We start from the raw sequence: 23,209 nt of genomic DNA, 5'->3' as shown, positions 1-23,209 counted from the left end.
CCGGGCCCGGCCGGAAGCCGTACGCGAATCGGGGCCCGGCCGATCGGCCGAAGCAGCCAGGGGGCGCCTGCGACATTCCGCCGTCCGCCCGAAGGGCGGGCCAGGCGGAACGACGCGGGCACCCCCTGGCCCGGGCTCCGATCGGCAGATCGGATCAGGTCGTGGTCTTGACCGTGACCGTGCCGTCGACGATCTTCTTCTTCGCCTCGTCGAGCTTGGCCTGGATGTCCTTGAGGTGGTCACCCGTGGTGGTCAGCGAGACGCCGCCCTTGGCCAGGGAGTACGACTGGACGCCGGTCAACGGCTTGCCGTCCTTGACGGACTTGATCAGGTCGTAGACACCGCCGTCGACGTTCTTGACGACCGAGGTCAGGATCGTGTCCTTGTACTTCGCCAGCGCCGGGTCCAGGGCCTGGTCGGAGTCGACACCGATGGACCAGGCGCCCTTCTTGCCCGCGACGGCCTCGATCGAACCGGCACCCGAGCCGCCCGCGGCGGCGAAGATGACGTCCGCACCCTTGTCGAGCATGCCCTTGGCGGCTTCCTTGCCCTTGTCGGGGCTGCCGAAGCCGGACAGGTCCGAACCGGTGGACAGGTACTGGATCTGCACCTTGGCCTTCGGGTTCGTGTCCAGGACACCCTGCTGGAAGCCCGCGGCGAACTTCTTGATCAGCGGAAGGTCCACACCGCCGATGAAGCCGACCTGGCCGTCCTTCGACTTCAGCGCCGCCGAGACACCGGCGAGGTACGAGCCCTGCTCCTCGGTGAAGACGATGGAGGCGACGTTCTTCACGTCGGAGACCGAGTCGACCAGGCCGAAGTTGACCTTCGGGTACTTCGCGGCGATCTTGTCGACCGCGTCCTTGTAGGCGAAGCCGATGGCTATGACCGGGTTGTAGCCGCCCTCGGCGAGCGACTGCAGACGCTGCTCACGGTCGGCCGGGGTCTCACCGTTCTTGGCGGTGAGCTCCTTCGTCTCGGCCTTGAGCTCGGCCTTGGCCTTGTCCAGACCACGCGCGGCGGAGTCGTTGAACGAGTTGTCGCCCCGGCCGCCCACGTCGTAGGCCATGCCGATCTTCATCTGGCCCTTGTCCTTGGAGCTGGTGCTCTCGTCGGACGAACTGCCGCACGCGCTGGCGGTGAGCGCGAAAGCCGCGGTGATGGCACACGCAGCGGTGATCTTGGATACCCGGCGCAAGGGAAGGCTCCTTCAAACCTGACCGAAGCGCCTCTTCCGGCGCTGGTTTCGCCGAGATCGTAACGCGCGTAGATGTCAGATAAAGCCCTGTACGGAAGCCGTTATCGGATCGTCGCGAACCTGGGGTGACCTGTCCGGTTACGGACGGTTGCCGTCGAGCAAAGCCGCAGCGGTGAAAAGCTCCACGCCAACGGTGATCGCCTCCTCGTCCGCGTCGAAATCGCCCCGGTGCAGATCAAGGCGCCGGGTGTCACCGGGCGTGCGCACCCCGAGCCGCGCCATGGCCCCCGGAACGTGCTCCAGATACCAGGAGAAGTCCTCCCCGCCGAGACTCTGCTCGGTGTCCTCGATCGCATACGATCCGCGGCGCCCTGCCATCGCGGCGGCCAGCAGATCGGTCACGGCCGGATCGTTCACGACGGGCGGGACCCCGCGGATGTAGTCGATCACCGACTTGGCCCGGTGCATTCCGGCCACCTCGTCGATCGCGGCGTGGACCAGGTCCGGCGCCTCCCGCCATGCCGCCAGATCCAGGCAGCGGACCGTTCCCGACAGTTCGGCATGCTGCGGGATCACATTGCACGCGTGCCCGGCCTCCAGCCGCCCCCAGGTCACGGCGAGCCCGGCCCGCGCGTCGACCCGCCGCGCCAGCAGCGCGGGCACCTCGGTGGCCACCTTGGCGGCAGCGGTGACCAGGTCGGTGGTCAGATGCGGCCGGGCGGTGTGCCCGCCGGGCCCGTCGAGCGTGACCTCCAGCCGGTCGCAGGCGGAGGTGATCGCCCCGACCCGCAGCCCGATCCTTCCCACGTCGACCTTCGGGTCGCAGTGCACCCCGATGATCCGCCCGACGCCTTCCAGCACCCCGTCCTCGATCGCATCGGGCGCACCGCCGGGCAGCACCTCCTCGGCGGGCTGGAAGATCAGCCGCACGGGGTGCGGCAGCAGCCCCTGCCGGTCGAGCTCGGCGAGCACGAGCCCGGCGCCGAGGACGGTCGTCGTGTGAATGTCATGCCCGCAGGCGTGCGCCCGATCGGGGACGGTGGACCGGTACGGGACGCCGTCCTTGGTGTCCGGAATGGGCAGGGCGTCGATGTCCGCGCGCAGCGCGAGCATGGGCCGGGTGTCGCTGCCCGCCCGTCGCCCACCACCACCCTTGTTCGAGCTTCGCGCCCCTCCCGATGTACCCACGTCGCACAGGAGCCCGGTTCCGGTGGCGAGCACCCGGGGCCGGAGCCCGGCCTTCTCCAGCCGGGCCTTGAGGGCAGCGGTGGTGCGGAACTCCTGGTTGCCGAGCTCGGGGTGCATATGCAGATCGCGCCGGAACGCGATCAGCTCGGCCCGCAGGGGTTCGGGCAGCGTGCCGGGCAGGGCGGCGTCCTCGGGCAGGGCGGCGTCCTCGGGCAGGCCGGCATCGGAATCGCGGGACATCAACTGGTTCACCTGGTGAAGGGTAGGCCCCTTCACCCCTCAACTGGCCACAGATCAACAAAAGTTCAGCCGCATAGAGGAACAAAATGTGGCGTCGGAGCGTGTGCCGTGAGATGTAGGTGGGTAAACTCGCCCATTCCCCTCCGACGCCCCGCTGTCCGACTCCGTAGTGCGCCCGCCCATCGGATCCTCAACCGCAGGTAGACGGGCGGGCGGCGGGCAGGCAGCAGGGCTGGTCCCGGCGACCACATCGACTACGGCGCTGTCTCGGAGAAAGACTGCTCCGTGCTGCGCGCCGCGCCCGGTCGTCCCTGAGGCCGGCCCAGCCGCTCTCCGCCCTCGGGCAGCCCCCGGCGCATCGGCAGCAGCGCCGTCCCGAGGCACACGGCACCGACCGGCAGCAGATCCAGGGTCATGGCCGCCAGCAGGATCCCGGCCAGCACCAGCACCGGAGCCCGCCCCTTGACGACGTCCCGCCGGAAGAACGTCAGCAGCGTGACGAGGGTCAGCAGCCCGAGCCAGAACAGCATCGGCACCACGGTGTAGACGAGCGGCATCACACCGGGCACGTCCTGCACCCGCCCGAATATGTCGTTCATGGCCGGCTTGTCCACGGTGAGGAACCCGACCGCCAGGTCGACCACCGACTGGACCACCAGTGCCGCCGCCCCGAGCAGCCCCGTCCAGGTCGCCGCGTCGACCGCGACCCGCTTGCCGCCCCGCACCCCTGCCATCCTCCGCAACCCCAGGAACACCGGCACGAACGCGAGCAGTCCGGCCACGGACAGCACATGCGCCACCGTCCACCACGCACCGGGCCCGTAGTCGCTCACAGCCTGACCGGCCAGCCGCACCACTCCGTACCCGGCCATCAGGGCCGGGCCCGCGATGAATGCCCTGCCGACCGTCTCGTTCCGACGCTCCGCCATCGTCCGCATGTTCATGCTGCGATGCTCGCGCCCGGGCGCCCCTGCCCACCATCAGGGCTTCCCCCCAACAAACCCTGACCGCAGGCCACTTCCGAGTCAGCGTGGCTGAGGTGGTTCGGTGAGGGCGCTCGGGCAAGCCGCCCGGGCACCCTCAGCCCTTCGCAGGGGCAGGCTCAGGCCTCGGTCACCGCCGTCGCCCGCCACGGCGCGAGGCGCTGCACGTCCCGGGCCGTCTCCGTGACACCGCTCAGGAAACCCTGCGCGCGTGGCGACGCCGTGTCGCGCAGCCACTCCGGGGCGATGTCGCAGACCGCGACCTTGACCTCCGTGCCTGCCAGCGCCAGCGGCAGCGTGTGGACCACCGTGGACGGGAAGCTGAGGACCGTGCGGCCGATCGGGCCGCGGCGGGCGATGAGCTCCAGAGGGAGGTCCGGGCGGACGATCTCCAGGCCGGTGGCGGCTTCCAGGGCGTGGAGCTTGTCGGCGGACTCCCGGCGGTGGGCGAAGTAGCGGGTCGCGCCGTGGGTACGGGCCAGGGCGGCGACCGCCTCCAGGTACTGGGCCTGGTCGATCACGCCTGTCTCGGCCAGGGACGTGCCGACCAGGTCCGCGCCCTTGGTGAGGAGCGGCGGGCCGAAGCGGGCGCGGGTCCAGGCGAAGGTGTTGGGAGTGACCGTCACACCGGCCGGAGGCTCGACCGGCATGGCGGTGAACACCTCGACCTCGCGGGTCGCGGAGGGGGTGAAACGGCGGCGGGCGGTGGCCGTGACCGGGGCCAGGATCAGGTCGCGCGGACCCGAGCTGCCCCGCCGGTGCCAGCGCACCAGCCTTTCGCCAAGGGCGAGTTGGGCGACGAACTCCATCGTTGCCGTGCCGTCGTCGACCACTGTGAGCCGGCGGGCGCGGACCATGGACAGGAGGAGCTGCACGTAGCGGGAGAACGGGTCGCCGATCACGATCCGGTCCGCCCTGCGCAGCAGTCCCGTCAGGGCCCGGAGGGTCTTCAGTGGCGCGCCGGCCCCGCCGCGCGCCTCCTGCCAGCGGACGTTGACGCCTTCGTCGCGAGCCAGCTCCGCCATCCGGCGCAGCTGGCCGCGCGACATCGGGTCGACCGGGGGGAGGACGACGACCGTTATGTCCGCCAGGACATGGTCGTCGCCTCCCTCTGTGAAGGCCCACTCCAGGACGTTCAGGAGCTGGACCGGGCTCTCGACGAAGGCGAGGTTCACCGGTCGGCCCGTCAGACCGCGACCGGCTCGGCGGCCGGGGCCGCCTCGGTGCTCTCGGCGACGACGCCCGCGACGCGGCGGAGCTTCTTCATCGGGCCGAGCTCCGACTCGTACACCTTCTTGACGCCGTCACCGAGGGAAGCCTCGATGGTGCGGATGTCGCGGACCAGTCGGGTCAGGCCCTGCGGCTCGACGGAGGCGGCCTGGTCGGAGCCCCACATGGCGCGGTCGAGGGTGATGTGGCGCTCGACGAACGCGGCGCCGAGGGCGACGGCGGCGAGGGTGGTCTGCAGGCCGGTCTCGTGGCCGCTGTAGCCGATCGGGACGTTCGGGTACTCCTGCTGGAGGGTGTTGATGACGCGGAGGTTCAGCTCCTCGGCCTTCGCGGGGTACGTCGACGTGGCGTGGCAGAGAAGGATGTTGTCCGAGCCGAGGACCTCGACCGCGTGGCGGATCTGGCGCGGGGTCGACATGCCGGTGGAGAGGATGATCGTGCGGCCCGTGGCGCGCAGCGAGCGGAGCAGCTCGTCGTCGGTGAGGGAGGCGGAGGCGACCTTGTGGGCGGGGACGTCGAACTTCTCCAGGAAGGCGACGGCCTCGGTGTCCCACGGGGAGGCGAACCAGTCGATGCCGCGCTCGGCGCAGTGGTCGGAGATGGCGCGGTACTCGGCCTCGCCGAACTCGACGCGGTGGCGGTAGTCGATGTACGTCATCCGGCCCCAGGGGGTGTCGCGCTCGATGTCCCACTGGTCGCGCGGGGTGCAGATCTCCGGGGTGCGCTTCTGGAACTTGACGGCGTCGCAGCCGGCTTCGGCGGCCACGTCGATCAGCGCGAGCGCATTGTCGAGGTCGCCGTTGTGGTTGATGCCGATCTCGCCGGTGATGTAGACGGGCTGACCGGGGCCGGCGGTGCGGGTGCCGAGGGTGCGCAGGCGGGAGGTGCTCATGAGGGTGTTTCCTTACTTGGTGGTGGGGTTGGTGGGGGTGGAAAGGTGGCCGGTGAGGGTGGGCCCGAGCAGCCACGCCGCGATTTCGCGGATGGCGCCGAAGCCGCCGGGGGTGGTCGTGACGGCGCGCGCCGCGGCGCGTACCGAGTCATGGGCGCTCGCTACGGCGACGGGCCAGCCGGCGAGGGCGAAGCAGGGCAGGTCGTTGACGTCGTTGCCGACGTAGAGCACCCGCTCGGGGGCGATGCCGTGCTCGTCGCACCACTGCTTGAGAGCGAGGTCCTTGCGGTCGATGCCGTGCAGGACGGGGACCTTGAGCTTGTGGGCGCGGGCCGCGACGACCGGGTTCTGTTCCGTGGAGAGGATCAGCAGCGGCATTCCGGCCTTGCGCAGGGCGGCGATGCCCAGACCGTCTCCGCGGTGGACGGCGACGATCTCGCGTCCGTCGGAGTCGATCAGGACCCGGTCGTCGGTCTGCGTGCCGTCGAAGTCGAGGACGACCGCGTCGATGTCCTCGCGGGTCGGCAGCGGTGACGGGTCCAGGAGCGGTGCGAGGGCGCGGGCGCGGGCCAGGTCGTGCGGGTCGTCGATCTCCAGGACCCGGGCGGGGTCGGTGGTGACCAGCGCGGTGTGGCCGAAGAAGCGGTGCCGGTGGGTACGGAAGCCCGCGACGTCCATCGCGTAGGCGGCGCCGGTCTCCAGCAGGTCCTGGGGCCGGTCCTGGCGGCGCGGGCGGACGGCCTTGTCGTGATTGACGCCGTAGGTGTCGTCCTCGACCGCGCTGCCGTCGCGCCAGATGAAGCCGTGGAACGGGGCGACGGTGACGGCCGTGTCGGCGCCGTCGCGGACGACCGCGGCGGCCACGCCGTCGATGTCCTCGCGGGTGACGAACGGGCTGGTGCACTGGACGAGCAGCACCACGTCGGCGATGCGCTCGTGCATCGCCTCGTACGCGTCGAGTGCGTGCAGGACCGCCGCCTCGCTGGTCGCGGTGTCGCCCGCGATGGCCGGCGGGCGCTGGACGCAGTGCACGCGCTCGGCGGCGCCGAGCGCCTCGCCGGCCGCCCGGGCCGCGTCCGCGATCGCCGCGTCGTCCGTGGTGACGACGACGTCCGTGACCTCGCGGGCGGTCAGGCAGGCACGGACCGCACGGGCGACCAGCGGTATGCCGCCGACCTGGGCGAGATTCTTGGCCGGGACGCCTTTGGATCCGCCGCGGGCGGGGATCACGGCGAGCACGGTGGGCGGCGTCATCGCTGCTCCTGGTGTCGTGGTGGAAAGAGAGGTGGTCATAGCTCGCCCATCCGACGGATGACGGGGGCGACCCGTTGGACGCCCTGCCGATACGCGCCCCGCGCCGCTTCCCGTACCGCGTCGCGGACGGCACCCCGCACCCCGCCGGTCTCTCGCGGCGCGGCGGCACCGGGCAGCGGGTGGCCGTCGGGGGCCAGGTGGTGGCGGGCGAGGATGCCGGGCAGGTAGCCGGGGGCGGTGGCGGATGTGTAGTACGGGGCGAGGTCGGGCAGGCGGGCGGTGGCGAGCAGGGCGTCGACGCGGGCGCGGGCGTGGTCGTAGGCCGTGGCGTACGTGCCGTCGGCGGCGACGCCCTGGCCGGCCAGCCACTCGCTGTCGGGCTCCGGACGGTGGCCGCCGTCCAGGTGGTCCCAGGAGGTGAGCAGACCGGAGCCGATGAAGTGGTGGTTGCCGAGGGCCTCGCGGACGCCGAGGTCGCTGAGGATCGCGGTGGGGATGCGCCGGTGCAGGGACTCCAGTGCGGCGGTCGAGGAGACCGTGACCAGCAGGTCGGTGCGGTCGAGGACCTCGCCCATGTGCCCGTACACGAGGCGGAAGTTGGGCGGCAGTCCGCCGGGCAGCCTCTCCGCGAGCCGCTGGTAAGGGAGTTCCTCGATGTGCGTGGTGTGCTCGCCGGGCTTGGAGCGCAGCTTCAGCAGCACCTCGCGGTCCGGGTGCAGCCTGGCGTGCTCGACGAGCCTGCGCAGCAGGTACGTACGGTCGGCGCGGGACGCCGGTACGGAGGGCTGAGCGGCGAACACCACGGTGTCGCGGCCCTTCTGCGGCCGGTGCGGGGCGCCGCCGAGGAACGGCAGTGCGGCCTCCGTGACGGCCGAGGCGTCGGCGCCCACTCCCTCGTACACGGCGCGGAAACGCTCCGCGTCGTGGCGGGAGTTGGCGAGAACGACGTCGGCGCCGTGGCGCAGCAGCAGACCGTCGGCGAGCTTCTCGTAGACGACACCGACATATCCCGTGACGACGACGGGTCTGGCGGGCAGTTGCAGCGCGGCAAGGCCGTGCAGCATCGCCTGGACGGCTCCCCCGACGAGGGCGAGTACGACGACGTCGTAGCCCTCGTCCCGAACCGTGTGCAGGAATTCGACGGCCGTCACCTCGCGCACCCGGTCGGTGTCGATACCGACGTCGCCGACCTCGGCGAGCTGGCGCGGGGTCGGGGTGGCCCGGCCGCGCAGCAGGAGTCCGCTGATGTCGGTGCGCCGCACCGGTCCCGAAGAGGCGCCGGTGGTGAGGCGGCGCGCGGTGAGCGCGCCCCATTTCCACCGGGTGTCGGAGTCTGCGAGCACGGCTACCCGGAGGGCGGTCGTCTTATCGGTACGTGGGGGCACGTCCCAGAACTTAGGAAGGCTTTTTGATTCGCGGCCCAACATGACGGCAACAGCTGGTTAACAGCCCGCCGACAGGCGGCGAATCAGCTCCGCGAATGCGCCGCAAGCGGCACGGAATCGACCCGGTTCATCATTCCGACATTCTTCGTTCACCTGTCGTCCTCCCCGGGGCAAAGGCAAATGACGTGCCCCCGCCTAGCGTGTGGCTCGTGGTTAAGCTCTCCGTCATCGTGCCGTTCTACAACGTGCAGACATATGCTCCCGACACCCTGAGAAGCCTGCGGGCCAACGCCCGCGAGGACTTCGAATTCATCCTCGTCGACGACTGTTCGACCGACGGGACTCCGGAGATCCTCATGCGCGCCGAGCGCGAGCTCCCCGGTGCCGTCCTGGTCAGACACGAGAAGAACGGAGGCCTGGCCACCGCACGCAACACAGGGATCGACGCGGCGCGCGGCGAGTACCTCACGTTCCTCGACGGCGACGACTGGGTGGCTCCCGGCTACTACGACCAGCTGCTCGCCGCCATCACGGACCTGGGCTGCGATTTCGTACGCACGGACCACGTGCAGTTCACGGACCGGGCGCGCACCGTCCACCGGGTCCCGCACGGCCTGCGCGGCACCGTCATGCGGCCGCGCGACGTGATTCTGCCGTCCGACAAGTCGACGCCCGTGGACTACGCGTACGCCTGGGCCGGCGCCTATCACCGCAGGCTCGTCGAGTCAGGACTGCTCCGCTTCCAGGACGGGCTGCGCACGGCCGAGGACCGGCCCTGGATCTGGCGCCTGCACCGCGAGGCCGATTCCTTCGCGGCGATCGGCCTGCTGGGTGTCTTCTACCGGCGTGGCGTGGCGTCCTCGCTCACCCAGATCGGCGATGTGCGGCAGCTCGACTTCATCCGGGCCTTCGATCAGGTACTCGAGGAAACGGCACGGGACGCGGAGGCAGAGCGCCTGCTCCCAAAGGCAGTACGGACCTATTGCGCTGTCATGGCACATCACCTGGAATCCATCGAAAGGTTCGAACCAGCAGTGGCACGGAAATTGCGCTCCATGAGCGCGGCGTCTCTTCGGCGTATGCCCCAGGAAATTCTCGCCGATACGCTGAATTCGCTGGGCGACCGCCGTGCGGCCCAGTTGCGCCGCGTACGCCGTCGCTCCGTGTCCCGGGAGGTCGCGGCCTGATGGCTGGCATGTACACCGCACCGGCCGGCCGGTCCACCACCCAGATCTTCTCCGCGTGCACGCAGTATGCCGCCGCCACGGTCGTCGCGGCGTTGCGCGCGGGCCAGTTCGGTCCGCGCTCCGAGCACCGGCGCATTCTCGTCGTGAGCGACACCTCTCCCTCTCCCGAGCTGGGCACACCGCTCCATCGCAGGCCCGGATTCGAGAAACTGGAGTCCGAATTCGACACCGTGCACTCCTGGAACGAGTTCATCCAGCCGTTCCACCCCGCGGGATGGTCGCCCCGGGAGCAGGACGCCTCGCTGTGGGAGCGGGCTGTGCGCAAAGCGTGGGATCTCGGAGACGGACCGGTCGAGATCGCCTGCGAGTCCATCCAGGCCAACCCGTCCCAGGCCCTCGCGCAGATCTTCGGCGAGAGCCCGGTGCACATCTACGCCGACGGTCTGATGAGCTACGGTCCGACCCGCAACAAGGTCGACCCGATGATCGGCACCCGCATCCGCCGGCTGCTTCACCTGGACCTGGTGCCGGGCCTGCGGCCGCTGCTGCTGACCGAGTTCGGCGTCGAGTCCGAGATCGTACCGACCGACGTCTTCCTGAAGGTGCTGGACGAGCTTGCCGGATCGACCGAAGTCAACGGTCCCTCCGAGCCCGCACCGGCTCTGCTGCTCGGCCAGTACCTTTCCACGCTCGGCATCCTCACTCACCAGCAGGAGGAGGAACTGCACGCGCGGATGCTGCGCGGCGCCGTCGCACTCGGCCACACCCGGGTCGTCTTCAAGCCGCATCCCAGCGCGCCGGCCCACTGGGCGCAGCGGCTGGAGCAGGAGGCGGAGCGACTCGGTGCCGAACTCACCGTTCTCGACAGCCCCGTCCTCGCCGAGACGCTCTTCCGGAGCATGCGGCCGGCTCTGATCGTCGGGTGCTTCTCCACCGCGCTGCTCACCGCCGCCACGTTCTACGGACTCCCGGTCGCCCGTGTCGGCACCGACACCCTGCTGCAGCAGCTCACCCCGTACCAGAACAGCAACCGCATCCCGCTGACCATCGTCGATGCGCTGCTGCCCGACCTGGAGGACGCGCCCGCCGTCACCGGCTGGTCGCTTCCCTCCGCCGAACAGGTCCGGGGTGAACCGACCGACCTGGTCAGCGCTGTGGGCTACGCCATGCAACCGCAGATACAGGACGCGCTACGCCCCCATGCGGAGCGCTACCTCAGCCGGCACCACGGCAACATCTGGCGCTATTTCAAACGGCGTCGGCTGACCGCACTGGGGCTGCCCGGCGCCGTCCCCGCGCAACTCGCGTTCATCCCGCGCAATGCGACGGTGCGCCGGATCGCCCGCAAGGCCCGCACCTTGAAGCGAGCGGCAGCGAGCTGATCCGCGCTCTCCCGATCCTCGAAGCGAGCGGCGAGCTGATCCGCGCTCTTCCGCAGCTTCATGACGGCAATTGCCCTGGTTGCTTCCGGTTACGGCAGAAGTTCCGGCCGGTTACGCGAGCGGACCTGGGACGGCCGGTTCCAGCGAACCCACATGTCCCGGCCGGTTCCGGGAAAGGAGCGTCCCCGTGGCCGAAGCGCCCACAGCACCCGCGCCTCCAGCGGCTGCCATAACACCTGCCCCTTCCGCTGCCCCGTCCCCGGCCCCGCGGAACCCGCGCTCCGGCGGAGACGGAAACCGCATGCGGGCCCTGGACGGACTGCGCATCATGGCCGCACTCATGGTCTGCGCGTACCACTACGCGGGGAAGGGAGGGCCGGTCGCGCAGTCCTGGGGACAGTCTCCGGCCCATGTCTTCCCGACACTTTCCCAGGCGGCGGTCTACGGCTGCCTCGGAGTGCAGTTCTTCTTCATCATCAGCGGCTTCGTCATCTGCATGAGCAGCTGGGGGCGTTCAGCGGGCGACTTCTTCCGGTCCAGGGTCGCGCGCCTCTATCCGGCGTACTGGGTCGCGATCGTCCTCGTCACGGCGGCCGCATGTGTCCTGCCGGTCGTGGTCAAGCCATTGCGCTCGGACGAACTGCTGCTCAACCTGACGATGCTGCAGCAGCCCATGGGCGCGGACCGGGTGCTGGGCGTGTGCTGGACGCTCTGGGTGGAGCTGCGCTTCTACGTGCTGTTCGCGCTCTTCGTCGTCTGGCGTGGTGTCACGTACCGCAGGGTGGTGACCTTCTGCTGTCTGTGGACGTTCGCGGGGGTGCTCGCCCGGGTCGCCCAGACCCCGCTGACGGACGAACTGGTCATGCGCGACCACGCGCCGTTCTTCATCGGCGGCCTGGCCCTGTACCTGATCCACCGGTACGGCAGCGACCTGCTGCTGTGGGGAATCGTCGTGATGAGCTTTCTCCTCGGCCAGCGCTACTCCGTCACCGCGCTCTGGCACCCGGGCATGAGCGGCGACTTCCACCGCTCGCCGTACGTGATCCAACTGATCGTCGCCGCCGCCTTCCTCTCGGTCGCAGCGGTGGCACTGGGGTGGCTGCGCTGGGCGAACTGGCGCTGGCTCACCGTCGCCGGCGCCCTGACCTACCCGTTCTACCTGGTGCACGAACATCTCGGCTGGTTCGCCATCCGGATCCTGCACCGCGGCTGGGGCCTGCCTCCGATCCCGACACTGCTCGGCGCGGTCGGCTCGCTGCTGATCCTCGCCTGGCTGATCCACCGGTACGTGGAAAAGCCGGTCGGCCCGCGCCTGAAGCGAGCCATGACCACCCAGAGCGCCCGGTTGCACGCGGCGTTGCGCATGGGTGCGTGAGCGGGATGCGACGGAGTGGCCGTGCCGACGGGGGCACCGACACCGGCGTCTCCGCCACTGTCTACGCCCACGTCCGACTCCGCCTCCAGCACGACGCCATCGACCTCCTCGGCCACACACTCCACAAACCTGCCGAGACCACCGATCAGTCCGCCGACTGCGACTGCACGTGGGGAATGATGGCTCGCGATCAAGCCTCACGCCAGCTCGACAGCCACCCCGCGACGCTCGAAGCATTCGAGAATCAAACCCATCACAGTTTTGCCCTCGATATAAGTAGGCAAGGTTCCGAGTGCATCCATTGCAACCGCGGAGTCCTGCCAAACGAGCCGGAACGGGGCTGCTGGGCCGTGTCCGCCGAAGAGGCAGTCATCGAGGGCGGCCAAGTTTCCACCGTAATATCCGCCGGGCCCATTCATAGCTTCGCCGATAGCACAGTAGAAACTGGCGAGATCATCCACATGGGCACCTGCTAGCACATACTCCCCGGCGGGATTCTTTTCCTGGGACGATTCTCTCCCGCACATTCGAGCAACTTCGATCCAGCCCTCTCTCTGCCCCCGTGGGAGATTCACCCAATCATTCATGGTTGCGGGTGCACGGCGGCCCCAGGCTTCCCACAGAGCGCCCGCACTTGCCTCAGGAATTACGTTAAGCCAGCAGGAAATGACGGCTGTTACAGTGAGATCCGGATTCTCTGTCCAGCCTTCCAGTGTGGCGGACCCTGCAAAATACGAACCTATTACCTTCCCATGTGCACCGTGGATACCGATCCACACATTCCCCAGCTGTCCTTCGCTGAACGATCCAGCGGTCCAGGATCTTTTTAGGGTATCGGTAGGAATCAGGCCAACCAGCCGAGGATGAAGCCAGGCTCCGCCGCCACTCAGCTCGCCGACTGTTTCATCATCGAATTCAGAGAGCGCATCGGATGACCCAATGAAGAAATCATCAAGACCAGCAAAGTTTCCGAGATGAGTGCCTTCGTCATCATCCAGATGGAGCGAGAATTCGAAGGATGCGGCTGATGTGCCCATCGAGGCGAGTCCATTCAAATGAGGGCGCTCGAGGGGCCTGCGCTATACGCAAAGCCCCTCAGGCGTGCACCTGCGCATTAGCGAATACGGGCGATCTAGTTTCCGTAGCCCTCAGGGAACTCCTGAATCGTCCTGTAGTGGTTGTCGCTCCATCCCATGCGGCCCGACTCTTCGTGCTGCAAGATTCTCATTTCGTTCCCGGGGCGATTCGATGGCACGACCCACTCCTTCGAATCCTTCCAATGCCTCTGGGTCGGCTTGTCGCCACGAAATATCTTCTGCACGCCATCATCGTCGAGCTGAGGAATACCTTCCCCTCGCTTGACGGCCGTGTAGTGATACTTCACTTCCTTGGGAATAGGGAGTTCCCTCGGCCCGGAAGAAACCTTCTTGGCGCAGTTGTGAACGAGGACCGGAGTGGCACCCGCGACCACATAGTACGTATGCGCCCGGTCGACGCTCAGGTTGTAGACCGCCGCCGCCTGCGTCCAGCCGCGGACCGCTTCCACCTGGACGTGGGTGCCTGAGCCGGTCTCCAGCCACTGGCCCGGCTTCAGGTCCTCGGCCTTCAGCCACTTGCGTGCGGACGGGACCCAGAACGGGTGGCCGGCGGTTGCGGTCAAGGTGTCGGTGGCGGTGCCCTGGAGGCCGTCCGTGTCGAGGGTCAGGCGAACCAGTTTCTTCTGGCCCTTGCCCTTGATCGTGGCGGTGACCTCCTGGGTGGAGGTCTTGCCGGTGGTGGGGTCGGTGGCCCGTACCTTGTCGCCCGCCTCGACCTGTTCGATCGGTTGCCGGCTGCCGTCGGCCATCACCACTTCGGTGCCCGGTACGAAGCTGTTGCCCACCAGGTCCGAGGCGAGCTGGACGCATTCGACCGCCGACTCGACCCGGTCGAGTGTCTCGTCGGCCTTCTTGGCGGCCTTCGCGATGTCGTCCGCGTACTTCGCGGCCTTCGCCGTCATCCGGCCCGCCTTGGCCGCCCGGACCGCGCCCGCGCCGACGCCGCCGAGGGCCACACCGGCCACCGTCGCGACGGCCCAGGCGCAGGCCTCCATGTCGCCGGTGGTGACGCAGTCCCTGATGTCGTTGAAGCCGGTGACATCGCCGACCACGTTGCCGACCGTCTTGACGCCCTCCCACACCGCGCCCCAGTCGACGGAGTCGCGAACCGTCTCGACGACGGCGCCGACCTGTTCGACCACCGCCTCACGGATGGCGTCCGTCGCCTTCGCCACGTCCGCGATCACGTCCTTGGCCGCGCCGACGAGGATCGCCGGCAGATTGGGATCGGCCGTCACCACCGCCTTGGCCACCGCGATGAGCGGCCGGGCCGCGGCCACGATCTCGGGGATCGGGTTGTGCTTCGCGACGAAGGCGGCCGCCTCCCGGGCCTTGCGGCTGACCGCGGCCCGGGTCTCGTGGTAGATCCTGCGCGCCTCGGCCGCCTTCTCCCGGGCCCATTGGGTGAACCCGGTACTGCGTCCGACGCTCTTCGCGATCCGCACGCCGGCGTCGACGATCCGCTTGAGGCCGGACTTGCGGTAGATGTAGCTCGCCGCCTTGCCCGCGTAGCTGAGGGCCTTCTTCAGTGCGGAGATGGGGTGGCGGACCGTGTAGACGACCGCCTTGACGATGTTCTTGGCGGTCTTGACGGCGGCGCGGACGTACTTGTTCTTCTTGATCTTGTTGTACGCCTTCTTGCACCAGCCACAGCTGGGCCAGTGCCCGTCCGGGTCGGTGAAGTCCATCGGTGAGCCGGCACCGTAGGTGTAGCGGTTCGCGAGGATCGAGGCTCCGGAGGCGTACGTGTAGGAGTCCCGGGAGTCGAAGACCCCGGTGCCCGGGTCGTACCAGCGCGCCCCCATGTTCACCTGCGCGGTGTCGGGGTCGGTCCAGTCGCCCTGGTAGCCGGCGTTGCCCGCCGTGCCCGGCTGGGCGTCGCTCGACGCGGACGGCTGCCCGAACGGGTCGAAGGCCGTGGAACCGGTCAGTGCGGTGGCCGCGCCGTCGGTCGCCGACATGTCGCCGACCACGTCGCCGTGCTTGTCCGTCACCGTCAGCTGCGCCGCGCCGGTGCCCTCGGCGACCGAGAGCAGTTCGTCGGACGCGCCCCTGCCGTACGTGGAGTTGTTGTCCTTGACCGGGTCGGGGGCGAGGCCCGCGTAGCTGAAGTCCGCCTGGTTGCGGGAGGCCACCCGGTCCAGGGAGTCGTAGGTGTACTCCGTCCCGGACTCCCCCGCCTTCGTCAGCCGGTCGAAGGCGTCGAAGGTGAATTCCTCGGTCATCCCGGCGCTGGTCCGGCTGGCCAGGGTGCCGCGCGGGGTGTGGTCGTAGGTGTAGTCCCCGTCGGACAGCAGCCGGTTGCGTTCGTCGAAGGTGGCTGTCTTGTCGCCGTTCTTGACCCGGTTGCCGCTCTTGTCCCAGCCGTACTCGGTGGTGGTGCCGTTCTCCGTCCAGGAGGTCAGGCGTCCGGCGTGGTCGTATCCGTAACTGTTCTCACCGGCCTTGGCCGTTCCGGTGGTCTTCTTGGAGGTGAGGTGGTCGTCGGAGTCGTAGCCGTAGTCGGTCGACGCGATGGTGGCGCCTCCGCTGCTCTTGACGGTGTCCGTGTCGATCCGGCCCAGATCGTCGTAGGCGAAACTGCGCGACTGGCCGGCGCCGTAGTCGATCTCCTTGACGGAGCCCGCCCCGTCGTAGCGGTAGGTCTGGTTGGCGCCGGTGAGCGGGTCGGTGGCGGAGGTCAGCTGCCTGCGGGCGTAGCCGAAGCTCGCCGTGCCGGCGGCGTCGATGCGGGAGGTGAGCAGACCGTCGGCGTCGTACTCGTACGTCGCGGTGCCGGACGGCCCCTTCGCCTCGATCAGCGAGCCGCGGTCGTTGTACGCGTAGGTGTTGTCGCCCTTGGGGGACGAGGCCCTCGTCAGCCGGCCCGAGGAGTCGTAGCCGAAGTTCTTCTCCGCGGTGGCGGCCTCGGCGCCGCTGCCCGTCTCGTGGACGAGCAGCCCGGCCCGGTCGTAGCCGCGCTCGCGGGCCACGCCGCCGGGGGCGCTGAGCTTCACCGGCTGGCCTGCGGCGTCGTACGCGGTGGTCCAGGTGCGGTCCTGCGGTGCGGGGTCGCGGCTGGTCGCCGGTTCGACGACCGACTCGGCCAGGCCGAGGGTGTTGACCGTGTAGAGGGTCTTGTTGCCGCGGCCGTCGGTGTAACGGGTGCGGTTGCCCAGGGCGTCGTACCCGAAGGAGGTGGTGACGGACTCGGTGTCGGAGACGGGTTCGGTCTGCCCGGTCAGCCTGCCGAGGGCGTCGTAGTCGTAGCGGGTGGTGCGGCCCAGCGGGTCGGTGGAGGTGGTCAGGTTGCCGGCCGTGTCGTAGCCGTAGTCGACCTTGCGCAGCAGGCTGTTGGTCGCGTCCAGGTCGGAGTCCCGGACCAGTTGGCCGAAGGCGTCGAAGAGCTTGGCCGAGGTGCGTCCCATGCCGTCGGTGCTGCGGACCTCGCGGCCGCTCATGTCGTAGCCGAACTGGGTGACCACGCCGCCCGGGTCGGTCGCCCGGGTCAGTTGGCCCAGGTTGTCGTAGCCGTACAGGCTGATGCCGCCGCCGGGTTCGGTCTGCTTGACCACGTTGCCCGCGTCGTCGTACTCGTGGCGGGTGGTGAACGCGGCGGGCAGCGGCTTGCGTTCGATGCGGGTGGTGGTGACGGGCCGGTCGAGGTCGTCGTACGTGGTCTCGGCGCGCGCCCCGGACGGGTCGGTGACCGACAGGAGTTCGCCGGTTCGGGTGTAGGTGTACGACCACCGGGCGTGCTCGTCGTCCTTGCCGACGGGTACGTCCTTGTCGATGAGCCGGTTCTGCCGGTCGTAGTGGAACTCGGTGACCCGGCCGAGCGGGTCGGTCGCGGTGACCACGTTGCCCAGCGCGTCGTAGCTCCGGGAGGTCGTCGGGGTGACGGTCTCGGTGGAGCCGGGGGCCCGGTAGCCGGGGGCGGTGGCGGTGAGGGTGCGTCCCAGCCGGTCGTAGGTGGTGCGGTTGGTGTTGCCGAGGGCATCGACGGATTCGGTGACCGCGCCGAAGCTGTCGTAGCCGGTGTAGGTGGTCGGGCGGGAGGTGACAGTGTCCGCGCCGCCGGACTCGGTCGCCACGGAGGGCGAGGTGGCCGACAGCGGGCGGCCGACCTCGTCGTAGGCGTAGTCGGTGCGGTTGCCCGCCGGGTCGGTGCGGTAGGTGACGAGGCCGCGCTGGTCGTATCCGTAGACCGTGGTGCGGCTGTCGGTGCCGTTCTGGACGATCTCCTGCTGGGCGTTGCCCGCGTTGTCGTAGACGTACCGGACGGTCTCGGGTGTGACGCTCGTGGGCCACGGCACGTTGGAGGGGGCGCCGTTGGACGTGGTGGTCTCCACGTTGCCCGCGAGGTCGTAGGTGTACGTGGTCCGGCGGGCGAGCCCGGCCGGGTCGGTGACCTCGGACTTGGTGCGGCCGACCGCGTCGTAGGTGTACTCGGTGACGAGCCTGCCGTTGTTCGCCTTCTCGGTGAGGACGTTGCCGGCGCCGTCGTAGGTGTTGGACTCGACGACGATGTCCCGGCGGGTGCCGTCGGGGTTGTGGAATCCCTTGAGGGTGAGGGACTTGAGCAGGTCGTCGCCGAAGTACTCGTAGACGAGGTCGCGTCCCATCGCGTCGGTGTTGCGGACGACCCGGCCGCCCATGTCGTACGCGTACGACTGCAGGACGGTGTACTCCGGGTCCCCGCCGTCGTCGTCCCAGTCGCGCATCCGGGTCTCGGCCATCATGTTGCGCGCGGTGTACACGTAGTCGAAGTGGTTGCCGTTGGCGTCCACCATCGAGGTCTTGTTGCCGAGCGTGTCGTAGCCGTAAGTGGTCTCGCCGCCCTCGGCGTCGGTCACCTTCTCGGGCCGGCCGTACGCGTCGTACTCGAAGGTCATCACGCGTGCGGGGTCACCGCCGAGCACGTCGCCGACCTCGGTGCGCACGGTGTTGCCGTCGGCGTCGTAGCCGGTGACGGTGCGCTGCTGGTGCTTGGAGAGGGTGACGACGTTGGTGGCGGCCGGTTCGGTGGTGGAGACGAGCCGGGACAGCTTGTCGTAGGCGAGGGTGACGGTGGCGCCGGACGGCTGGGCGTCCGAGATGGCGGTCTCGGTCAGTTTGCGGCCCAGCGCGTCGTAGGTGAACTTCGTGACCAGGCCGGAGGGTTCGGTGACCTGGGCGAGGTCACCGCTATTGAAGTAAAGGTAGCGGGTGACCTTGCCGCACGGGTCGGTGGAGGTCAGCGGCAGCCCGGTGGGGGTGTTGCCGCCATTGACGGCGGGTTCGGCGCCCGTGGTGTAGGTGTTCTTGACGGTGCCGCCGTCGGCCGCCGTCTGCTGGGTGAGCAGCCCCCGGACGTCGTACTGGTACTGGGTGCGGAAGCGGGTGTCGGTGGGGCCGGAGGACCGGCCGTCGAGGGTCTGCGAGGGCTGGTCGGCACGCAGGTCGATGTCGCCGACCGGGGTCGGGTAGGTGGTGTACGAGGTCTGGCAGTCGTCCTTGGCCCGGCAGGTGGTGCGGCTGGTGACGTTGCCCCGGTCGTCGTAGCCGAGGGTGACCCGGTCGCCGTTCTCGCTGATGATGCCGGTCTGGAAGCCGTTGTCGTCGTACTCGAAGAGACGGATGGCGACACCGTCGGCGGGGTGCCGGATGAAGTCCGGTTCGCCGCCGCCGTCACCGGGCGGGTTGGTGCAGAACGCCGGGTCGCCCGGGTCGGGCTGGGTGCAGACCTCCTGCGGCGGGTCGGTGTCCGACGGACTTGGTGAAGGGTTGGAGTCGCGGGCGCCGAGCGCCATCGGCTCGCCGTAGCGGAGCATCCGCGAGGTCAGGCCGTCGTACTCGTAGAAGTACGGCGAGTCGACCGGGTCGTGGACCTCGACGGTGCGGCGCAGGTCCGTGTCGTTGCCGAAGACCGCGGGCGTACCGATCTTCCAGGTGCCGCCGTTGCGGTCGGTGTACTCCTGGACGCGGTCGCGGGCGGTGTCGTACGTGACCTCGGAGGCGGTGCGGCCCGACGGCAGCGTCGTCCGGGTCAGGACATCCGCGGTCCGGGTGCCCTCGCGGTAGTGACCGGCGACGGCCGTCGCACCGAGCGGGTGGTGGTAGACGGCGACGTCGTCGATGGCGCCGGCGAAGGAGCGGGGCCCGGTGCTGCCCCAGCCGGGCCATGAGGCCGTAGTGGTGGCGTGTGCGGCGCCGATCTGGTTGTAGGTCAGGTCGCCGGCGACGAGCTGCTTGCCGGTGAGGGTGCCGGAGAGCTTGCCGTCCAGGTAGAGGCTCTGGGTGGAGCCGGACGCCGAGAGCACGGCGTGGTGCCACTTGCCGTCGTTGACGTTCTTGGTGATGTCGGTGATCGGGGCGACGGTCCCGGTCCAGAACTGGCCGCGCAGCTTGCCGTCGTTGCCGACGTACAGGGCTGGCACACCGGTCCCGGGCGCGGTGCCCCAGGCCTTGTTCTGGTAGCCAACCAGCGGGCCGCCGACACCGGTCGCGGGCGTCTTGAACCACACCTCGACGGCCGTGTCCCGGCTCTTCTTGAGAGTGCCGGAGGGCAGCACGATGCGGGAGGTGTTGCCGTTGAATCCGGCCGCGGTGCCCGGGTCGCCGGAGAGGGCGCCGGCCGCGCCGAGGGTGACGTCGGTGGAGGTGCCGCGGTCCTTGCCGAGGTTGGCCTCGACGGCGCTGTCGGCGGCCGTGCCTTCGGCCTCGCCCAGCTTCCAGTAGGACTCGGGGCGGGAGTCGAGCACCGTGCTGCCGTAGTGGCTGCCCGCCCCGTACTCGTACCGGGTGCAGCCGCCGGTCGGGTCGCAGACCTTGTCGAGCAGGTCGCCGGTGTAGGTGTACGACCAGGTCAGCGGGGCGCCGTCGACCTGGTTGGTCGACACCGCGGTGACGTGGGAGCCGGTCCAGGTGAAGTTCAGCGCGCGGCCGCTGCGGGGGTGCGCGGCGCTCTGGATCTTCCCGCCGGACCAGGTGTAGGTGACCACGTTGGACGAGGCGTCCGTGATCTTCGTGAGCAGGCCGCCGGTGCTGAAGTCGTACGTGGTGCCGGACTTGTCCTGGAGCCGGTAGGTGCCCGCCGTGGCGTCGAGGGTCAGCTTGGCGTACCGGCCGGGCGGCGGGGCGAAGGTGCCGTCGGGGTTCTTGCCGAAGCGGACGTCCTGGCCGTCGGGGTAGCGGATGACGACGTTGCCGCTGCCGTCGTCGTCGGCGGTGAGCCGCATGTCGTACCGGGTCGACCAGCCCGCGCCGAACGCGAGGTCGCGCCGCGGGTCGAGGCTGTTGTACGTGCGGACGAGAGTCAGGTCGGGCCCGGTCGTGGTGAGCGACGCGTCGATGGCGGAGGAGGAGAAGTTCCCGACGTTCGGGTCGAACTCCTTGCCGGGCGCCTCGGACAGCCGCGAGGTGATCTCGGGCTGCGGCACGGCGGCGACCAGCGCGACCTGCGCGGTGGGCACCTCGTTGGACGCGTCCTTGACGAAGCCGCGCCACAGGTAGGTGGTGCCCCACTTCAGCCGGCCGGCCGGGACGGGGTAGGCGGACGACGTCTGGTAGGCGGAGGTGGTGCAGCCAGTCGGCTTGCCGTCCTTGCCGGCCTCGCAGATCTCGTACTTGTACTGAAGCGCCGAGCCAGGCGGGGCGTCGATGTCGACCCCGCTCGCCCACAGTTGCGGGGTGAGGGTCTGGGCCTGGTAGCCGTTGGGCGGGAACTGCTCCTTGACCACCGGGGCGATGTCGAAGACCTGGAGGGTGAGCCGGCCGGGCGGGACCTGTTCGTCGGTGAAGACCTTGCCGCCGGTGCGCACCATGGTGAAGTCGAGCAGATACGTACCCGGTGGCAGCGCCTTGATGGTCGCGTCGAGCGTGGTCTTCGCCCCGTGGGCAACACTGCCGGTCAGGTTGGCGGACCGCTGCTGGGTGACCAGCTTGCCCTTGGCGTCATAGGCGCGGTACGCGAGGTAGTAGGTGCTCGGGGTCCAGGTCTCGGCCCCCGTGTTCGTCACCGCGACCTTGACCTTGCCCGCCTGGTTCTGCAGCACCGGCGGGTCGGGGACGGGCTTGGGGAAGGCGTACGTGGCGCTGTACGGGGAGTGCGTGACGAACAGCTTCGGCGGGTTCGCGGTGGCGTGGCCGGTGAGCTTCTTGAAGGAGAGCGTGTCGGTGGCCGAGGCGCGCAGCGACAGGCCGTTGTTGGGCTGGGTGCCGTCGGCCCAGCGCTGGACCAGGTCGCGGCCGCCCTTGCCGAGGTCGAAGAGTTCCCCGGCCGCGGGGCAGCTGGACTTGGAGGCGCCGAAGGCGACGTGCCCGTACGCGAACGACCTGGTGGCCAGCGCCCCGCCGACCGAGGGGCCTGGATAGGAGGTGCCGGTTCCCGCGGTCCAGGACTGGGTCACCGGGTGGACGGAGACCGGTCGCGCCTTGCAGGAGGCGGAGTCGAAGTTCACGATCTGGAGCTGCGCCCCGAAGATCCGGTGATTGCGCAGCCGGTCGTCGAGGCCGGGGAAACCGAGGTAGGAGTAGGTCGCGCCGGACGGACCGCGGCCGACCTGGAGTTCGTCGGTGCCGACCACGGACGGGCCGCCGTCCCGGACGTACATGGACGTGGACGCGGCGCCGGTCTCGACGGACGGGTCGACGCGGACGGGGAAGGCGCGGTCCGGGTCGGTGAGCCAGCCGCGGTCGGCGTTCACCTTCAGGGCGGGGCGGCCATCCCGGTCGACGAGGGTGTAGCGGACCGCAAACGAGGTGGCGCCGCGGGCGTCCGTCATGAACCCGGCCGGGATGACGGCCCTGGTGCGGCCGTCGGAGCCGGTGAGCACGACCGAACCGTCCCGGACGGTGGCGTCGAGGCCGTCGAGCGCGAGCGGGAAGACGAACTCGGCGGGTGCGGACGCGGAGTGCAGGACCAGGGTCTCCTTGACCCCGCCGGCCTGCGAGTCCAGCCAGAGATCGGTGCCGGGCAGGACCTGCTCGTAGCTGACCCGGGTGCCGTCCGCCGTGCCCGGTGCGGCGGCGGCGCCGCTCAGCCCGTAGCCGAAGGACTCACCGGACGGGAGGGTGAGGGAGGCCAGCTGCGGGGCGTCGGCGCGGGAGGCCAGGCTGAGGCCGACCGAGTCGGCGGTGTTGGTCCACCCGGTGGCGTCCTCTCCCGTGCTCCGGCCGGTGCGGGCGCCCTGGGCGGGGCCCTTGCGCTCGGTCAGCTTCGAGTCGATCGAGTGCCAGTCACCCTTGTTGTCACGGTAGTTGATGGGGGTGGTGGAGATCTCGCTGGTGCGGGTGCCGTCCTGGTTGGCATAGGTACGGCTGCGCGCGTCGCGCTCGGAGACGATCTCCGTACTGGTCCCGCGGTCGAATCCGGTGACCCGGGCGGCGGGCGGCTCGGCGACCTCGGCAATGTTGGGCCGGACAGCGGGCCGGGCCGGTTGCGGGGCTCCGAGCGGGTACTTGGCGCGCAACGACTGCGGCGGCTCGGTGTTGCTCCGCCCTTCCGCGGTGTGGCTGAGCCCTTCGGCGCTCCCCCAGCGCTGGTCCGGCCCCTCGGCGGCCTTCGGCGGTTCCGGGAACAGCGGGAAGCCGGTGCCGGCCAGGGCCAGCGAGCCGATCGCGAGCACCACGACGACGGCCAGGCCGACGGACCTGCCCCAGATCCCACGTACCGCACGGGGCATCAGCAGACGGCGCGCGATTCTTCGGTACGCAGGCACGGACCCCCCAAGTGCGTTACGGAACAGACCAGTTGATGCTGAGTGCCGTGAGGGAGGTGTGTCGACACATGCACCGACTGTTCATGTACCCGTCAACCTGGAAAGCGCTGTCTTCACC

12 protein-coding genes are annotated in these 23,209 nt (G+C 69.6%); 3 read left to right on the top strand and 9 right to left on the bottom strand.

Annotated elements, in window-relative coordinates; genetic code table 11:
- Window positions 1-154 precede the first annotated feature (154 nt).
- From AB0915_RS12865 to AB0915_RS12835, 7 genes are all read right to left on the bottom strand, one after another.
- Entirely contained in the window at window positions 155-1,198 is a 1,044-nt protein-coding gene (locus AB0915_RS12865; protein WP_366691101.1) for a BMP family ABC transporter substrate-binding protein, read from the bottom strand.
- Window positions 1,199-1,336: 138 nt separating this feature from the next.
- Window positions 1,337-2,626, bottom strand: a complete 1,290-nt coding sequence (locus AB0915_RS12860) for an amidohydrolase (protein WP_366691130.1) — start codon at window positions 2,624-2,626, stop codon at window positions 1,337-1,339.
- A 254-nt stretch (window positions 2,627-2,880) separates the two neighbouring features.
- Window positions 2,881-3,570, bottom strand: coding sequence for a hypothetical protein (locus AB0915_RS12855; protein ID WP_366691100.1), 690 nt, complete (start codon window positions 3,568-3,570; stop codon window positions 2,881-2,883).
- Between the two features lie 158 nt (window positions 3,571-3,728).
- Window positions 3,729-4,784, bottom strand: a complete 1,056-nt coding sequence (locus tag AB0915_RS12850) for a hypothetical protein (RefSeq protein WP_366691099.1) — start codon at window positions 4,782-4,784, stop codon at window positions 3,729-3,731.
- Window positions 4,785-4,795: 11 nt separating this feature from the next.
- Entirely contained in the window at window positions 4,796-5,731 is a 936-nt protein-coding gene (locus AB0915_RS12845; RefSeq protein WP_366691098.1) for an N-acetylneuraminate synthase family protein, read from the bottom strand.
- A gap of 12 nt (window positions 5,732-5,743) precedes the next feature.
- Window positions 5,744-6,985, bottom strand: a complete 1,242-nt coding sequence (locus AB0915_RS12840) for an N-acylneuraminate cytidylyltransferase (RefSeq protein ID WP_366691097.1) — start codon at window positions 6,983-6,985, stop codon at window positions 5,744-5,746.
- Between the two features lie 35 nt (window positions 6,986-7,020).
- Window positions 7,021-8,328, bottom strand: a complete 1,308-nt coding sequence (locus AB0915_RS12835; RefSeq protein ID WP_366691129.1) for a DUF6716 putative glycosyltransferase — start codon at window positions 8,326-8,328, stop codon at window positions 7,021-7,023.
- A 251-nt stretch (window positions 8,329-8,579) separates the two neighbouring features.
- Between AB0915_RS12835 and AB0915_RS12830 the strand changes: the two genes are divergently transcribed.
- The 3 genes from AB0915_RS12830 (at window position 8,580) to AB0915_RS12820 (ending at window position 12,314) form a co-directional block, all read left to right on the top strand.
- A complete protein-coding gene (locus AB0915_RS12830) occupies window positions 8,580-9,557 on the top strand; it encodes a glycosyltransferase family 2 protein (RefSeq protein WP_366691096.1) in 978 nt (325 codons plus the stop codon).
- Window positions 9,557-10,939 carry a polysialyltransferase family glycosyltransferase gene (locus AB0915_RS12825; protein WP_366691095.1) on the top strand — a complete coding sequence of 461 codons (1,383 nt, stop codon included), beginning with the start codon at window positions 9,557-9,559 and terminating at the stop codon, window positions 10,937-10,939. The genes AB0915_RS12830 and AB0915_RS12825 overlap by 1 nt, the downstream gene beginning before the upstream one ends.
- A gap of 229 nt (window positions 10,940-11,168) precedes the next feature.
- On the top strand, window positions 11,169-12,314 hold the full coding sequence (locus AB0915_RS12820) for an acyltransferase (protein ID WP_366691128.1): 1,146 nt from the start codon (window positions 11,169-11,171) through the stop codon (window positions 12,312-12,314).
- A 197-nt stretch (window positions 12,315-12,511) separates the two neighbouring features.
- Here AB0915_RS12820 and AB0915_RS12815 read toward each other — a convergent pair whose 3' ends face one another.
- The gene (locus AB0915_RS12815; RefSeq protein WP_366691094.1) at window positions 12,512-13,351 is read right to left on the bottom strand and encodes a barstar family protein; all 840 of its coding nucleotides are present in this window, start codon (window positions 13,349-13,351) and stop codon (window positions 12,512-12,514) included.
- A gap of 95 nt (window positions 13,352-13,446) precedes the next feature.
- Window positions 13,447-23,055, bottom strand: a complete 9,609-nt coding sequence (locus AB0915_RS12810; protein ID WP_366691093.1) for a polymorphic toxin-type HINT domain-containing protein — start codon at window positions 23,053-23,055, stop codon at window positions 13,447-13,449.
- Between the last annotated feature and the right edge of the window lie 154 nt (window positions 23,056-23,209).

The organism is Streptomyces sp. NPDC048411, assembly GCF_040704695.1.
Taxonomy (GTDB): domain Bacteria; phylum Actinomycetota; class Actinomycetes; order Streptomycetales; family Streptomycetaceae; genus Streptomyces.
The sequence above is the reverse complement of the archived record's forward strand: the minus strand, read 5'-3'. Positions and strand labels throughout refer to the sequence as shown.